At 61.4% G+C, this 14,918-nt stretch carries 13 protein-coding genes and 2 pseudogenes; 14 read left to right on the top strand and 1 reads right to left on the bottom strand.

The window, feature by feature from the left end; genetic code table 11:
- Together AC04SI_RS32195 and AC04SI_RS32190 are read left to right on the top strand one after the other, a co-directional pair.
- Positions 1 to 242, top strand: a pseudogene (locus AC04SI_RS32195) (5-demethoxyubiquinol-8 5-hydroxylase UbiM); the annotation flags it as partial.
- 146 nt (positions 243 to 388) lie between these two features.
- Positions 389 to 619: a hypothetical protein gene (locus AC04SI_RS32190; RefSeq protein WP_488475633.1), complete on the top strand. Its 231-nt coding sequence runs from the start codon at positions 389 to 391 to the stop codon at positions 617 to 619.
- A gap of 295 nt (positions 620 to 914) precedes the next feature.
- Here the strand turns inward: AC04SI_RS32190 and hemN are convergent, their stop codons facing one another.
- Positions 915 to 2,264, bottom strand: a complete 1,350-nt coding sequence (gene hemN / locus AC04SI_RS32185; RefSeq protein ID WP_488475632.1) for an oxygen-independent coproporphyrinogen III oxidase — start codon at positions 2,262 to 2,264, stop codon at positions 915 to 917.
- A 171-nt stretch (positions 2,265 to 2,435) separates the two neighbouring features.
- Between hemN and AC04SI_RS32180 the strand changes: the two genes are divergently transcribed.
- The 12 genes and pseudogenes from AC04SI_RS32180 to AC04SI_RS32125 all read left to right on the top strand — a co-directional run.
- A complete protein-coding gene (locus AC04SI_RS32180) occupies positions 2,436 to 3,200 on the top strand; it encodes a Crp/Fnr family transcriptional regulator (RefSeq protein ID WP_488475631.1) in 765 nt (254 codons plus the stop codon).
- Between the two features lie 530 nt (positions 3,201 to 3,730).
- Positions 3,731 to 5,362, top strand: a complete 1,632-nt coding sequence (gene ccoN, locus AC04SI_RS32175; RefSeq protein ID WP_488475630.1) for a cytochrome-c oxidase, cbb3-type subunit I — start codon at positions 3,731 to 3,733, stop codon at positions 5,360 to 5,362.
- Positions 5,353 to 6,081, top strand: a complete 729-nt coding sequence (gene ccoO, locus AC04SI_RS32170) for a cytochrome-c oxidase, cbb3-type subunit II (protein WP_488475629.1) — start codon at positions 5,353 to 5,355, stop codon at positions 6,079 to 6,081. Before ccoN ends, ccoO begins: the two co-directional genes overlap by 10 nt.
- Before the next feature lie 12 nt (positions 6,082 to 6,093).
- A complete protein-coding gene (locus AC04SI_RS32165) occupies positions 6,094 to 6,243 on the top strand; it encodes a cbb3-type cytochrome c oxidase subunit 3 (RefSeq protein ID WP_488475628.1) in 150 nt (49 codons plus the stop codon).
- Positions 6,244 to 6,245: 2 nt separating this feature from the next.
- Positions 6,246 to 7,109, top strand: coding sequence for a cytochrome-c oxidase, cbb3-type subunit III (gene ccoP, locus AC04SI_RS32160; RefSeq protein WP_488475627.1), 864 nt, complete (start codon positions 6,246 to 6,248; stop codon positions 7,107 to 7,109).
- Between the two features lie 114 nt (positions 7,110 to 7,223).
- Complete coding sequence (ccoG, locus tag AC04SI_RS32155) at positions 7,224 to 8,780, top strand: cytochrome c oxidase accessory protein CcoG (RefSeq protein WP_488475626.1); 1,557 nt, start codon at positions 7,224 to 7,226, stop codon at positions 8,778 to 8,780.
- Entirely contained in the window at positions 8,777 to 9,274 is a 498-nt protein-coding gene (locus tag AC04SI_RS32150; protein WP_488475625.1) for a FixH family protein, read from the top strand. The genes ccoG and AC04SI_RS32150 overlap by 4 nt, the downstream gene beginning before the upstream one ends.
- On the top strand, positions 9,271 to 11,559 hold the full coding sequence (locus tag AC04SI_RS32145) for a cation-translocating P-type ATPase (protein WP_488475624.1): 2,289 nt from the start codon (positions 9,271 to 9,273) through the stop codon (positions 11,557 to 11,559). The genes AC04SI_RS32150 and AC04SI_RS32145 overlap by 4 nt, the downstream gene beginning before the upstream one ends.
- Positions 11,556 to 11,717, top strand: a complete 162-nt coding sequence (ccoS, locus tag AC04SI_RS32140) for a cbb3-type cytochrome oxidase assembly protein CcoS (protein ID WP_488475623.1) — start codon at positions 11,556 to 11,558, stop codon at positions 11,715 to 11,717. Before AC04SI_RS32145 ends, ccoS begins: the two co-directional genes overlap by 4 nt.
- Positions 11,718 to 11,990: 273 nt before the next feature.
- The gene (locus tag AC04SI_RS32135) at positions 11,991 to 12,464 is read left to right on the top strand and encodes a substrate-binding domain-containing protein (RefSeq protein WP_488475622.1); all 474 of its coding nucleotides are present in this window, start codon (positions 11,991 to 11,993) and stop codon (positions 12,462 to 12,464) included.
- Positions 12,461 to 14,362, top strand: a pseudogene (locus tag AC04SI_RS32130) (glycoside hydrolase family 127 protein). The gene AC04SI_RS32135 and the pseudogene AC04SI_RS32130 overlap by 4 nt, the downstream one beginning before the upstream one ends.
- 415 nt (positions 14,363 to 14,777) lie before the next feature.
- On the top strand, positions 14,778 to 14,918 hold a 141-nt coding region (locus tag AC04SI_RS32125; protein WP_488475634.1), incomplete at its 3' end, for an FAD-dependent oxidoreductase.

The following is a 14,918-nucleotide window of genomic DNA, read 5'->3' as shown; positions in this document are numbered from 1 at the left end:
TCGCCCATAAAATCATGACAGCTTGTCGCGACCGTCGCGAGATTGCCGATGCCGACATGCTTCACGGATACGACAGCTGGCTGCGTCTGTCGGCGGCACCGCTCTATCATGCTACGAATATCCTCGTCGGACTCTACTCAGGCGAGCATCCGGCGGCACGGCTTGCAAGACATATGGGGCTTCGCTTTGCTCAATATCTTCCCTTTGTCCGCCATGGCATTTCGGCCATGCTGCGGCGGTGAAACACAGTCACGATAGCGTCCCCGCTCCGACACATTTTCAAGTCTGACGAGATTAGGGTTCATCGTGAGCGCGCCTTCAAAAGGGGTTTTTGCACGAAGTGATTAAGAGGCGCGGACTGACACGTGGCACACTTCCATCGCAGGGCATGAAGCGCAATGCCGGCAGCGATCGCACCGACTGCCGCGATTTCGTGCTCGGCGTCGGTGGCATCAGCCGCACCCGCGCGAGCACACTTGCCTATGAAAAGCTGACCGCAGGAACCAAGCTGTTGATTGCAATGGACAGCGAGCTGATTCCCACGGCCAACTCTCAAGTTGCGACAGGTGAGCAGTTCAGAACAATCAACAGCGCAAGCTCGATTTTATCAGCCGGCTGAACACAACTGGCATTTACAATCCCCATGCGCTGCAGACGCCAGCTTCGCCTTGTCAGCTGATGGCTGGCAGCGTGATCGCAGCAAGCCTGATCACCGGCATCAATTCCGACTTGCCCGGCCTCGTCGCCGCACAGCTTACGTAGAATATGCACGACACGGTCACCGGCAGGACCGGACGCCTATGGCCACAGACCTTCGTATCTGGTCCGCAATGCGACGGTAGCCGATGAATGTTCAAAACGCAGCGCAATCGGTTCGCGATCGACTGAAAACTTTGACCGTTCGTCTGTGGTGTTCAGACTGCCACCGAGTGTCTGGCCGTTCCGCTTTCGAAATATTTGTCGAACTTCACCGCAATGCTCCTCACGAAAGGACGATTTTCCGCCGCTACGACGAATCTGTCGCCTTGGAGTTCAAGCACTCGAGCAGGATCCTGAAGGGCGATGGAGCTTGCCTGAAGAAGGAGCTTTTGGCCGGCTTCCCCGAAACTCTCCACAAGGTCGATCGCCGAGAAGGCGAAATCGCACATCAGCCGCTCGATGATCCAGCCCCGGACGCGATCGTCGTCGGAGAGCACGATGCCGCGCACAACCGCCAACCTGCCGTCTGCAACCATGCGGCCGTACTCGGCGGTCGAAGGCATGTTCTGCACGTAGCCCTGGCGAAAACGGCCGATGGATGAAGGACCAAGTCCAATCAACGTCTCGCAGCGATCCTCGGTGTAGCCCTGAAAATTGCGATGCAGCGCCCCTGTGCGGGCAGCCACCGCCAGCGCATCGCCCGGTTTGGCGAAATGGTCGAGCCCGATTGGTTCGTACCCCTTGTCCACAATCGCTCGCGCGGCAAGTCGCGATTGTGCGAACCGCTCCGTGGGACCGGGGAGCCATGCCTCGTCGATCATCGTCTGATGTTTCTTGAACCAGGGCACGTGAGCGTAGCCGAAGAGAGCCATCCTGTCCGGTTCCAGGGTCAGCGCCTGCGCGACGGTGGAACAGACGCTCTCCCGGGTCTGGTGCGGCAGGCCGTAGAGCAGATCGAGATTGACCGATTCGACGCCGCGCGAACGAACCCCGTCGACGACTGCCTTGGTCTGCAGAAAGCTTTGCTCGCGGTTGATTGCCTTTTGCACTTTCGGATCGAAATCCTGGACGCCGAGGCTCGCCCGCGTCATGCCGATTTCAGCAAGTGCATCAAGGCGAGCTTCGTCCGTGTCGTTCGGATCGATCTCGACGCTGATCTTCGCATCGCCAAGAAAATCGAAATTTTCCCGCAGCACCGTTCCCAAGGTCACCATATCGTCGGGCTTCAGCGTGGTCGGAGAGCCGCCACCGAAATGAACTGCGCGAACTCGGCCCTTGCCGCTGACAAGGCCGCCAACCGTCGCGATCTCCGCATACAGCGAGCGCAGATATGCGGCCACCGGCTCATAGTGGCGCGTCTGTTTGGTATGGCACGCGCAAAACCAGCAGAGCCTGTCGCAATAGGGAATATGCAGGTAAAGCGATATCTCGTCACCGGCTTCGAGCGCCTCCAACCAGCCGCGGTAAACGACAGCATCGATGCCCGAATGGAAATGCGGCGCGGTCGGATAACTGGTATAACGCGGCACGTTCTCGCCAAGTCTGGCAGCTAGTTCCGGTCGCATGTAGTGGTCCACCCGTGTTTGCGTCGCCGGGACTCTGGACGCATTGATGAGCCAAAGCCCTGATTTCGGTCAGCCTCCAGCACGACAAACTGCCGCAAGGATTTTTCTACCGTGGATTGCTATCGTGCCGGCGCTTGGGCCGGGAGAGCGACCAGATCGGGAGAGCGATCAATGACAGTACGGCACCACGTTCACAGTTCCGGCATTCCCGCTTTTTGCCTGTCTTGCCAGGCACGGCACCGCGGCCTCTGCGGCGCCCTCGATCCAGATGGTTTAGCCAAGCTCGCTAAGACTTCGTCGCGGCATAGGATCGAACCGGGCGTCGAGCTGATTGGCGATGCCGAGGCCGTCAACAGCTGTTCAAACGTGCTTTCGGGCGTGGTGAAGCTGACGAAGAGCCTTTCGGACGGCCGCCAGCAAATCGTCGGACTCCAGTTCGCGCCGGATTTTCTGGGACAGCCCTTCAAGGTGAAAAGCGCAATCCATGCCGAAGCAGCAACGACTGTCTCGCTGTGTTCGTTTCCAAAAGCGGCAATCGAACAGATGATCAAGAAATCACCGGAACTCGAGCATCGCCTGCTCAAGCAGACGCTGAACGAACTCGACGAGGCACGCGAATGGATGGTGACTCTGGGCTGCAAGACGGCGCCTGAGAAGGTAGCGAGCTTTCTTCTCATGATCGCCCGCAATATCGGCTCCAGTGTTGGCCCAGCAGCCAGGTCGACGTGCTTCGATCTGCCGCTGACGCGTGCCGACATCTCTGATTTCCTTGGAATCACAAACGAGACGGTGAGCCGCCAACTGACCAGACTGAGAATGGACGGGGTGATCCGGATCGAGAACAACCGCCGTGTCACGGTAGACAACTTGAGCCGGCTGGAGCAGCGTTGCGGTGGGCGGCGCCCGAGGCGCAACCGCTCTATGAACGAGACCTGAGCGGCCGCTCCTGCCTCGCTTACCTGGACCGGGGCAGGGCATGCTTGCGTTCGAACGCTATGCCTCGCCGCAAGCCTTCGAAAAAGTGGCATAGCACCTATCGGACTACCGTGACCGATCGCCAGGAGTGCTTCGGCCACCTCGTTGCGGAGCATTGATCCTCGAATCGATGCGCAATCGCCTGGTGGGGGCAGATTGGACTCGGGACAAGGTCAATTGCGCCTCAAACGCAGGGAAAAGACTCTTCTTGACGCTACGACTGTCACGTAGCAGCGGATGATCGGCTGTCCCCCAACGCGCGTCATCACATTGCCCGCAATCGCATCCACGCCGGAGCGGCCCGGAGGCGCCGGACTTGTTCAGAAAGCGGGCCTGCCCGTACTGCGTTTCCTCGTTCAATCAGCACTTTCTGATCGCACCTGAAGCAAAATCGCGCGGCTCTGACATGGATCAGGGCAAGCAGGCCGCGACTGCGCAATTTATGCGCTGCGGATTTGGCGTCCGCCGGAATTTCCAGATCGGGACTGGCAATGACATTCGCCACAGAGATCGTCCTTCTAAGCCTGGTTGCGTTCGCGGCCCTTGTAGCTGCCGGCTTCGGCGTGGATGAACCTTTCCGCCTGCACATGTGGGTGTTGTTCTTCGTCCTTGCCGGGTTCACGGCGATCCTGTTGCGCAATACGGAATTCAAACCGGCGACTCCGGTTGATTCCTCGGCTTACATGGACGGGCCGATCCGCTACGGCGCCATTGCCACAATATTCTGGGGCGTCGTCGGCATGCTGGTCGGGGTGCTTATCGCACTGCAGCTTGCTTACCCGGATCTCAACATCGAGCCCTGGTTCAATTTCGGCCGCCTGCGGCCGCTGCACACATCCGGTGTTGTGTTTGCGTTCGGCGGCAACGCGCTGCTTTGCACGTCTATGTATGTCGTACAGCGCACCTGCCGCGCCCGGCTCTTCGGCGGCGATCTCGGCTGGTTTGTGTTCTGGGGCTACCAGCTCTTCATCGTCATGGCCGCGACCGGCTACTTGCTCGGCATCACCGAGAGCCGCGAATACGCCGAACCCGAATGGTATGTGGACATCTGGCTGACCATAGTTTGGGTCGCCTATCTCATCCTGTTCCTCGGCACGATCCTGAAGCGCAAGGAGCCGCACATCTACGTCGCCAACTGGTTCTACCTGTCCTTCATCGTGACCATCGCGATGCTGCATGTCGTCAACAACCTGTCGATGCCGGTCTCCTTCCTTGGCTCCAAGAGCTACTCCGCCTTTTCCGGTGTCCAGGACGCCCTGACGCAATGGTGGTACGGTCATAACGCAGTCGGGTTCTTCCTCACCGCCGGCTTCCTCGGCATGATGTATTACTTCGTGCCCAAGCAGGCGAACCGGCCGGTCTACTCCTACCGCCTTTCGATCATCCACTTCTGGGCGCTGATCTTCCTCTATATCTGGGCAGGTCCGCACCACCTCCACTATACCGCCCTCCCGGATTGGGCGCAGACGCTCGGCATGGCATTTTCGATCATGCTGTGGATGCCCTCTTGGGGCGGCATGATCAACGGCGTGATGACGCTGTCCGGCGCCTGGGACAAGCTCCGCACTGATCCGATCATCCGCATGATGGTGATGGCCATCGCCTTTTATGGCATGTCGACCTTCGAAGGCCCGATGATGTCGATCAAGACGGTCAATTCCCTGTCGCATTACACCGATTGGACCATCGGTCACGTCCACTCCGGCGCACTCGGCTGGGTCGGCATGATCTCGTTCGGGGCGATCTACTACATGGTGCCGAAGCTCTGGAACCGTGAACGGCTCTATTCACTCAGGCTCGTCACCTGGCACTTCTGGCTGGCGACGCTTGGCATCGTTGTCTACGCCGCTGTCATGTGGGTGTCCGGCATCATGCAGGGCCTGATGTGGCGCGAATACGACGAGCAGGGCTTCCTGGTCTACTCCTTCGCCGAAACCGTGGCCGCGATGCACCCCTATTATGTCATGCGCGCCATCGGCGGAGCCATGTACCTCTCCGGCGCGCTGATCATGGCCTGGAACATCACCATGACCATCCTCGGACACCAGCGCGAGGAGGATCCGATGCGGGGCTCCATCCCGGCGCCCCAGCGTGCGCGATCAGGAGCCAGAAAATGGGCTTGATGGACAGACACGCAATCATCGAGAAGAACGCCACGCTTCTTCTCGTTGGCTCTCTTCTTGTGGTGACCGTTGGCGGCATCGTCGAGATCGCACCGCTCTTCTATCTCGACAACACGATCGAGAAGGTGGAAGGCATGCGCCCCTACTCGCCGCTCGAACTTGTCGGGCGCAACATCTATGTGCGCGAGGGCTGCTACCTCTGCCACAGCCAGATGATCAGGCCGTTCCGCGACGAGGTCGAGCGCTACGGCCACTACAGTCTGGCTGCCGAGTCGATGTACGATCATCCTTTCCAGTGGGGATCGAAGCGCACCGGACCGGACCTCGCCCGGGTCGGTGACCGCTACTCGAACACATGGCATGTGCAGCATCTGGCCGATCCGGGTTCGGTCGTGCCGGAATCGATCATGCCGAGCTACGCGTTCCTCAAGGACGCGCCGATCGACGTGAAGGGCTTCTCGACGCATCTGGTAGCCAACGCGCGCGTTGGCGTCCCCTACTCCGACGACATGATCGCCAATGCCAATGCCGATTTGATGGCGCAGGCCGACCCCAACGCAGACACGTCCGGACTCGAGGCCCGCTACCCCAAGGCCAAGATCGGCGACTTCGACGGCAACCCGCAGGTCACCGAAATGGATGCCCTTGTCGCTTACCTGCAGATGCTTGGCACGCTGGTCGATTTCAAGAACTACGACGAAGCCGCCGGCTACCGCTGAGGGAGAATGGCGATGACCTACAATTTCATGCGGGGGTTTGCGGACAGTTGGGGCCTGGTTGCCATGGCGCTTTTCTTCGTCGGATGCGTTGCCTTTGCACTTCGTCCCGGCAGCCGCAAGCTGGCCGATGAAGCTGCCCGGATTCCCCTTGAGGACGAGTGATCATGAGCGACGAGCACATCGGCGAAGTATCGGGCGTCTCCACAACCGGCCACGAATGGGATGGGATCCAGGAACTCAACAACCCACTGCCTCGCTGGTGGGTCATCACCTTCTACATCACCATTGCATGGGCGATCGGCTACACCATCGCCTATCCGGCATGGCCGATGCTGACCTCAGCGACCAGGGGTGTGCTCGGCTATTCGAGCCGCAACGACGTCAAGAACGAGCTTGCGGCTGCCGAGGCCGCCAAGGCCAAGTATGTCGCGGCAGTGCAATCGAAAACCGTCTCCGAGATTGCTGCTGACGATGCACTGCGCGAATTCGCCGTCGCTGCCGGTGGCGCCGCCTTCAAGGTAAATTGCGTGCAGTGCCACGGCTCCGGCGCCCAGGGCTCCAGCGGCTTTCCCAACCTCAATGACGACGACTGGCTGTGGGGCGGCAAGGCCGAGCAGATCCAGCAGACCATCACGCACGGCATCCGCTTCGCGTCCGATCCGGACACGCGCCTGTCGGAAATGCCTGCCTTTGGCGACATCATCACGCCCGAGCAGATCACTCAGGTCAGCGCCTACGTGGCCAGCCTCTCCGGCCAGATCAAGGATGCAAGCCTCATCGAGCCGGGCGCCAGAGTTTTCGCCGAGAATTGTGCCGCCTGTCACGGCGAGAATGCCCAAGGCAACAGGGAGCTCGGCGCACCCGACCTGACCGACGCGATCTGGCTTTACGGTTCCGGCGAGACAGCCATCGCCGCGCAGGTCCGCGCGCCGAAGCAGGGCGTCATGCCGGCCTGGATCGGTCGTCTTGGCGAGACGAAGGTCAAGGAGCTCGCGGTCTATGTCCATTCGCTTGGCGGCGGAGAATAGGAACGGAAGCCTATTCTCGGCCCTCCCCGCCAAGCGACGAGGCCCGGCGCGAGCCGGGCCTCGACACCATTTCCGGCATGCGGGGACTGACCTATCGGCTGCGCGCGGGTGGAGATGCACGTGCAGGATAAAACGCAGATCGAAGCCGTAGCGGTCAACTCCGCCAAGACCCGCCAGCCGCTTTATGCCGCACGCAAGAAGATCTTCCCCAAGCGGGCCTCCGGCAGTTTCCGCCGCTTTAAGTGGCTGGTTATGGCCATCACGCTGGGGATCTACTACCTGATGCCCTGGCTGCGCTGGGATCGCGGGCCGTTTGCCCCGGATCAGGCCGTGCTGGTCGATCTTGCCAACCGCCGCTTCTACGTCTTCTTCATTGAGATATGGCCACAGGAATTCTACTATGTGGCTGGCCTTCTGGTCATGGCCGGCATTGGCCTTTTCCTGGTCACATCCACAGTTGGCCGGGCCTGGTGCGGCTATACTTGCCCGCAGACCGTATGGGTCGATCTGTTTCTGGTTGTCGAGCGCGCCATCGAGGGCGATCGCAACGCCCGCATGAAACTCGACGCCGGGCCCTGGACTGCGCGCAAGCTTGTGCTGCGGGTATCGAAACACGCCATCTGGCTGGTCATTGGCGCGGCGACCGGCGGCGCCTGGATCTTCTATTTCGCCGATGCGCCGACGCTGATTGGCGAAGTCTTCACCGGCACCGCGGCACCCATCGCCTACATCACCATCGCCGTTCTGACGGCGACGACCTATACGTTCGGCGGGCTGATGCGCGAGCAGGTCTGCACCTATATGTGCCCGTGGCCGCGCATCCAGGCAGCCATGCTCGACGAAAGCTCGCTCACCGTCACCTACAATGACTGGCGCGGCGAACCGCGCTCGCGTCACGCCAAGAAGGTTCTTGCCGCGGGGCAGCCGGTCGGAGACTGCGTCGATTGCAATGCCTGTGTCGCAGTCTGCCCGATGGGGATCGACATTCGCGACGGCCAGCAGCTCGAATGCATCACCTGCGCGCTTTGCATCGACGCCTGCGACGGCGTGATGGACAAGCTTGGCAGGGAGCGCGGGCTGATCTCCTACGCGACGCTCTCCGACTACAACGCCAACATGATGCTGGCGACCGCAGGCGGCTCCAGCTCGGTCAATCCGTCGCTGGTCAGGACCGCTGATGGCCTGTTCTGCGACGGGGTGGCGCATTTCCATATCCGCAAGATCTTTCGGCCGCGCACCTACGTCTACATGGGTATGTGGTCGCTGATCGGCCTGGGCTTGCTCTATTCGCTGCTGACGCGCGACCGGCTCGAAGTCAACGTGCTGCATGACCGCAATCCGCAATTCGTCACCCTGTCCGACGGTTCGATCCGCAACGGTTACACGGTCAAGCTGCTCAACATGATCCCCGAGCCGCGAACAATCGTCGTCACGATGCAAGGCTTGCAAGGGGGCGAAATGAGCGTGGTCGGCGACAACATCCCGGCAGGCCGCTCCTTCGCCATTGCGGTCGAACCGGACCGCCTGAAAATGCTGAAGGTCTTCGTGCGCCAGCCGGCGGGCCAGATCCAGGGCACAGCGCAGACCTTCACATTCCGTGTCGAGGACAAGGCGAGCTTCGAGTCGGACGAGTACACCGCCACCTTCAACGCACCGGAGACCGCCAGATGACCGCCAAGGCACAAAAATCCCGCGAATTCACCGGCAGGCACATGCTGGCCGTCATCCTTGCCTTTTTCGGCGTGGTCATCGCGGTCAATCTGACCATGGCGACGCTCGCCAACATAAGCTGGACCGGCCTGGTCGTCGAAAACACCTATGTGGCGAGCCAGCAATTCAACAAGAAGGCCGAGGAAGGGCTCGCGCAGGCGGCTCTCGGCTGGACCGGCAAGCTGACCATCGCACTGGGCGAGGTCCGCTACAGCCTCACTGATGGCGCCGGCAAGCCGGTTCCCCTGCATGCCGTCAAGGTGCTGTTTCGCCATCCCGCCTTCGAGAAAGGGGACAAGGCCGTCACGCTCGCGCTCGCCTTGGGCCAGGAGTTTGCTGCGCAGCACATGCCGAAGGACGGCGTCTGGATCATCGAGGTCGACGCCGATGCCGGTCTGGCAAGACCTTATCGCGACGTGCGCAGGATCATGATTTCCCATGGAGCGCTGCAATGAGCTGTTGTGCACCGGGCGCGGAAATGGCGCTGGATATGGGCAGCAGCCCATCGGTCCTGCCGTCCAGCCAGGAGATCAGGCTGGCGAGCCGATCGCTTGGCGATGATCTCCGCCAGACCGACCTTTCGGTTCCCACGGTTCATTGCGCGGCTTGCATCCAGGCGATCGAGACAGCACTGGGAAAACTCGATCAAGTGGAGAGCGCTCGTGTCAACCTGTCGACGAAGCGGGTCGCGGTCCGGTGGCGTGGTGACGAGGTGCCACCGTTCGTCGCCGCGCTTGGGCGCTTGGGCTACCACGCACATCTGTTCGAAGCCGACACCGATGCAAAGGACAAGACGCTGTCGGAGCTTATCCGCGCCGTCGCGGTTGCTGGTTTTGCGGCGGGCAACATCATGCTGCTTTCGGTCTCGGTCTGGTCCGGCGCCGAAGGCGCGACGCGCGATCTGTTCCACTGGGTCTCGGCGCTGATCGCCATCCCCGCGCTCGCCTTCGCCGGCGGCATCTTCTTCCGCTCGGCCTGGAATGCGTTGCGCCACGGCCGCATGAACATGGACGTGCCTATCGCGGTCGGCGTGTCGCTTGCCTACGCCATGAGCCTCTACGAGACGATCAACCATGGCGATCACGCCTATTTCGATGCGGCGGTGTCGCTGCTGTTCTTCCTGTTGATCGGCCGCACGCTGGATCATGTCATGCGGGAACGTGCCCGGACCGCCGTGAAAGGCCTGTCGCAGCTGGCGGCGCGTGGCGCCATGGTCCTGCGCAGCGATGGTGCACGCGATTACCTGCCGGTTGGCGAGATCGAACCAGGCAAGCTGCTGCTGATCGCAGCCGGCGAAAGGATACCCGTCGACGGCAAGATCGTTCAGGGGGCGTCGGATCTCGACTGCTCGCTGGTTTCCGGCGAGAGCACGCCGAAAACCGTGGCGTCGGGGGAACGGGTTCAGGGCGGTATGCTCAATCTCACCGGCTCGCTGACGATCGAGGCGACAGCCGCCGCGAAGGATTCATTCCTGGCGGAAATGGTTCGCCTGATGGAGTCCGCCGAGGGCGGCCGGGCGCATTATCGCCGGATCGCCGACCGCGTTTCGGCGCTCTATGCCCCTGTGGTTCACCTAACCGCCTTCGTGACGTTCCTTGGCTGGATGGCGGCAACCGGCGACTGGCATAGGGCGATCACCATCGCCATTGCTGTTCTCATCATCACATGCCCGTGCGCGCTCGGCCTCGCCGTGCCGATCGTTCAGGTGGTCGCCGCGCGGCGCCTGTTCGAGAACGGCATCATGGTCAAGGACGGTTCGGCCATGGAGCGCCTGGCGACGATCGATACAGCGGTGTTCGACAAGACCGGAACGCTCACGCTTGGACAGCCCCGGCTCGTCAATGCATCGTCGATCGACCCGGCCATGCTGGCAATTGCAGCCGACATGGCCGCGCACTCGCGTCATCCGTTTTCGAAGGCCATCGCCGGATTTGCCTCTCCTGGCAGGCAACAAAAATTCGATGCCGTCACCGAGCATCCCGGGTTTGGGATCGAAGCTGCCGACGCGGGAGCTATCTGGCGGCTGGGCCGACGCGGATGGGCCGGATGGAAGGCCCGGACCGGCGGCGAAGGCAAGCATGGCTATGGCGGAACGGTCCTGACGAAAGACGGCATCATCGTCGCCGCCTTCGATTTCGAGGATGCGCTGCGTGCCGACGCCAGGGCGGCAGTCGAGCGATTGAACGATGTCGGGGTGTCGGTGCAAATGCTGTCTGGCGATACTGCAGGCGCCTGCGCCGAAGTCTCGAAAATTCTGGGTGTCGGCGACTTCGTTGCGTGCCTGCTGCCGTCCGGCAAGGTAGAATGCATCGAGACCCTGGCGAAAGACGGACACAAGGTCCTGATGGTTGGCGACGGCCTCAACGACACGCCTGCGCTGAGCGCGGCGCATGTCTCGATCGCACCGGCCACCGCAGCCGACATTGGCCGCAACGCGGCGGACTTCGTATTCCTGCGCGAAAGCCTTGTGGCCGTACCTCTTGCGCTGGACGTCTCGCGGAAAGCCGGGCGGCTGATACGCCAGAACATCGCGATCGCGATCGTCTACAATGCCGTCGCCGTGCCGATCGCGATCCTGGGACAGGTCACGCCATTGATTGCGGCGATCGCCATGTCCGCCTCCTCGTTGCTGGTTATTGGCAACGCGCTACGGCTGCAGAGGTCCATGCCAAATTCACCGGCGAAAGACGTTTGGCGCTCCAGACGTTCCGACATCAACGAATTGGTCCGATCCTCATGACAACCCTTGCCTACCTCATACCTGTGGCCCTCTTCCTTGGCGCGCTTGGACTGGGGGGCTTCCTGTGGGCTTTGAGGAGTGGCCAGTACGAAGATCTTGACGGCGCCGCCGAGCGGATTCTTATCGATCGGGAAGAACAAGCTGGACCGTTGATTTAGATCGCGGTGCCGACCATTGTGCGCATGCCGGTGGTCAGCCGAGTCGCGTGGTCCGGAACAGCCCGCTGAGGCTCCACGGCTAGGCCGCGCTTGACGTGGCGATGGCCAGTCGACCGTGAACCCGCCGTTGCCGGCTTTTTCGTTTCTGGCTGATTCAGATCAAGGTTATCCCCTCATCGGCGTGGTTTCGTTGACCAGCCTTTCAAGGGAGAACGCACGTCCAACGGACAGTTTGGTCGTCTATCAGCGTCTTGGCGGTTTTTGGGTTTTTTCATGGTAGTGGTCGACTATGCCTCCTTCAATGAATCGCGCCGCCGAACACCTCGGCGACCGGTCTGGATAAAGGCCGACACGAAGAATGGCCAAAGCCAAAAGTCAGCCGAGGCGTGGGGGCGCGAGGCCGCGGCCAGATTGTTCTCGGGACCCCAAACACCGGACGCGATCTTCTGCGGCAACGATCAGATCTCCCGCGGCGCGTGCGACACGCTGCGCGAGATTGGCGTGGTAGTACCTGCCGACGTCGCCATCGTCGGATTTGACAACTGGGACGTGATGGTGCGGCCGCAGCTGACCAGCATCGATGTGAACCTGAAGGCCATCGGGCACGAGGCTGGTCACAGCGTGCTGGAGATGATCGCCGGACGAAAGCTGAGCGGCGTCAGGTGTGTGTTCGTTGGTCGTGCCGGCATCGTCGAAGCCGTGAGCACACCAATGCACTTCATTGCAGAAACGGACGCGTTCGAATGAACGAGTTCAAGCCGGTTCGGTTCGTCGATGTCGCGTTGGAGGGGCAATTCTGGCGCGAGCGGCTGGAGACGGTGCTGACACGGACCATCCCCAGCCAGCACGTCTAACTTGGCAAGCACGGTATCTTGGAGTCCCTCACACTGCCGAACCCGCTGCAGCCGCTGAGATTCTCGGACAACGAGCACAATTTCGCGCAGGTGTTCTGGGATTCCGACGCCGGCAAGTGGATCGAGGCGGCATCCTATGGGCTGTCACACAGGCGGGATGCCGACATCGAGGCCAGGATCGAAAAGATCGTCGACGACCTCGAAAGGGCCCAGGCTCCCGACGGTTATCTGAACTGCTGGTACCTGCAGCGCGAGCCGGACAAGCGCTGGACCAACCTGCGCGACAATCACGAACTCTACAATCTGGGACATCTGCTCGAGGGCGCCATCGCCTACTTCCTCGCGACGGGCCGGCGCCGGCTCCTCGACATCCTTGAGCGCTATGTCGACCATGTGCGCGAGACCTTCGGCCCGCACCCTGGCCAGAAGCGCGGCTATTGCGGCCATCAGGAGATCGAGCTGGCCCTCGTCAAGCTCTATCGCTTGACGGGAGAGAGAAAGCATCTCGACTTGGCGGCCTATTTCATCAACGAGCGCGGGCGCCAGCCGCACTACTTCGATCAGGAAGCGGTCGCGCGCGGGGAGAGCCCCAGGGATTTCTGGGCGAAGTGGTATGAGTACAACCAATCGCACAGGCCGGTGCGCGAGCAGACCAAGGTCGTCGGACATGCCGTTCGGGCGATGTATATGTTTTCCGCCATGGCCGACCTCGCGGCGGAACTGAACGACGACACCCTCAAGAAAGCATGCCAGGTGCTCTGGGCCGATGTCATGACCTCGAAGATCTACATCACCTCCGGCTTGGGTCCGGCTGCCGCGAATGAAGGCTTCACCGAAGACCACGACCTGCCAAACGACACGGCCTATGCGGAGACCTGCGCCTCGGTGGCGCTGATCTTCTGGGCGCATCGCATGCTGCATCTCGATCTCGACGGCCGCTACGCCGATGTCATGGAGCAGGCGTTGTTCAACGGCGCGCTGACCGGCCTGTCGCGCGATGGCGAGCACTATTTTTATTCCAATCCGCTGGACAGCGATGGGCGCCACAGCCGATGGGCCTGGCACCCATGCCCTTGCTGCACGATGAATACGTCGCGTCTCATCGCTTCGGTCGGAGGCTATTTCGTCTCGGCCAGCGAAGACGCAATCGCCTTCCATCTCTACGGCGGCATTTCGACGAACGTCCGGCTCGCAACCGGAAATGTGTTCCTGCGGGAAACCAGCGCCTATCCATGGTCTGGCTCGATCAGGATCGAGGTCAGCCCGGACGCGCCAGCCGAGTTCGCCGTCAAGCTCCGCATTCCCGGCTGGGCGCATGAAGCCGAAGCCTCGGTCGGGGGATATCCGGTCGACGTGACGGCACGCACCTGGAACGGCTATCTTTCGATCTCGCGGCTATGGAATCCGGGAGACACGATCGCCCTCGAGCTGCCGATGTCTCCCGAGCGCTTCTATGCTCATCCCTCGGTCAAGCAGGATATCGGCCGGGTGGCGCTCAAGCGCGGCCCCTTGGTCTATTGCGTTGAAGAGGTCGACAATCCCGGGGGCCGCGTGCAGCAGCTCAAACTGCCGCGAGATGCCAGGATCGAAACGGTGGAACGGGGCTGTCTCTTCGATGGCGTGGTCACGCTGACCGCCTCTGCGAAGCGCGTCCAAGATCAAGGCTGGGGACACGGCTTGTACAGGAATGCCCCGCCCGTCGTTTCCGACTGCAGGCTAACCGCCCTGCCATACTATCTCTGGAACAATCGGGAGAAAGGCTCGATGCAAGTGTGGTTGCTGGAAAGCTGAATTCGGCGCTGTCGCCACAGGGAGAGGCCTCTTCTCAACTCAAGAATGCCGACAAGATGAAGTCAACAGAAGTCTCCGATAGCATTTTCATTCGTCTCGGGGGTGGTCCAGCGATCCGTGCCCTGGTTGATGAGATGATAGAAACCGACCCTACATACAGCGGGGTAATGGCGCTTCACCAGTCAGGAACCGCCGACGTGAGAATCTCGCTCGCTGTCTGGCTGTCTGCCTGGCTAGGTGCACCCAAGGGCCGGTTCTATCAGCCGCGCTCCTGGCTGCAGCCTTCGATACCGATCTATGCCCCGGGGCTTGAGGCGATGCCGCGGACACACGAACCCATCGCAATCGGTCCACGGCTTGCGGCTCAACTCCACCAGCATCTCACGCAGATAGCTGACGCGATGGCGGCACGCTGATGGCCGGCTCCGGCGACAGTTTCGACATCGTTGTCGTCGGAGCCGGGCCGGTCGGTCTTTCGTTCGCCGCATCGCTTGCCCAGAGCGAACTCAAGGTGGCAGTCGTTGAACAGCAGGCCTTGGAAAGGCTGGCGAATCCG

The organism is Mesorhizobium sp. CNPSo 4689 (assembly GCF_057784325.1).
This window is presented reverse-complemented; position numbering and strand designations above follow the sequence as displayed.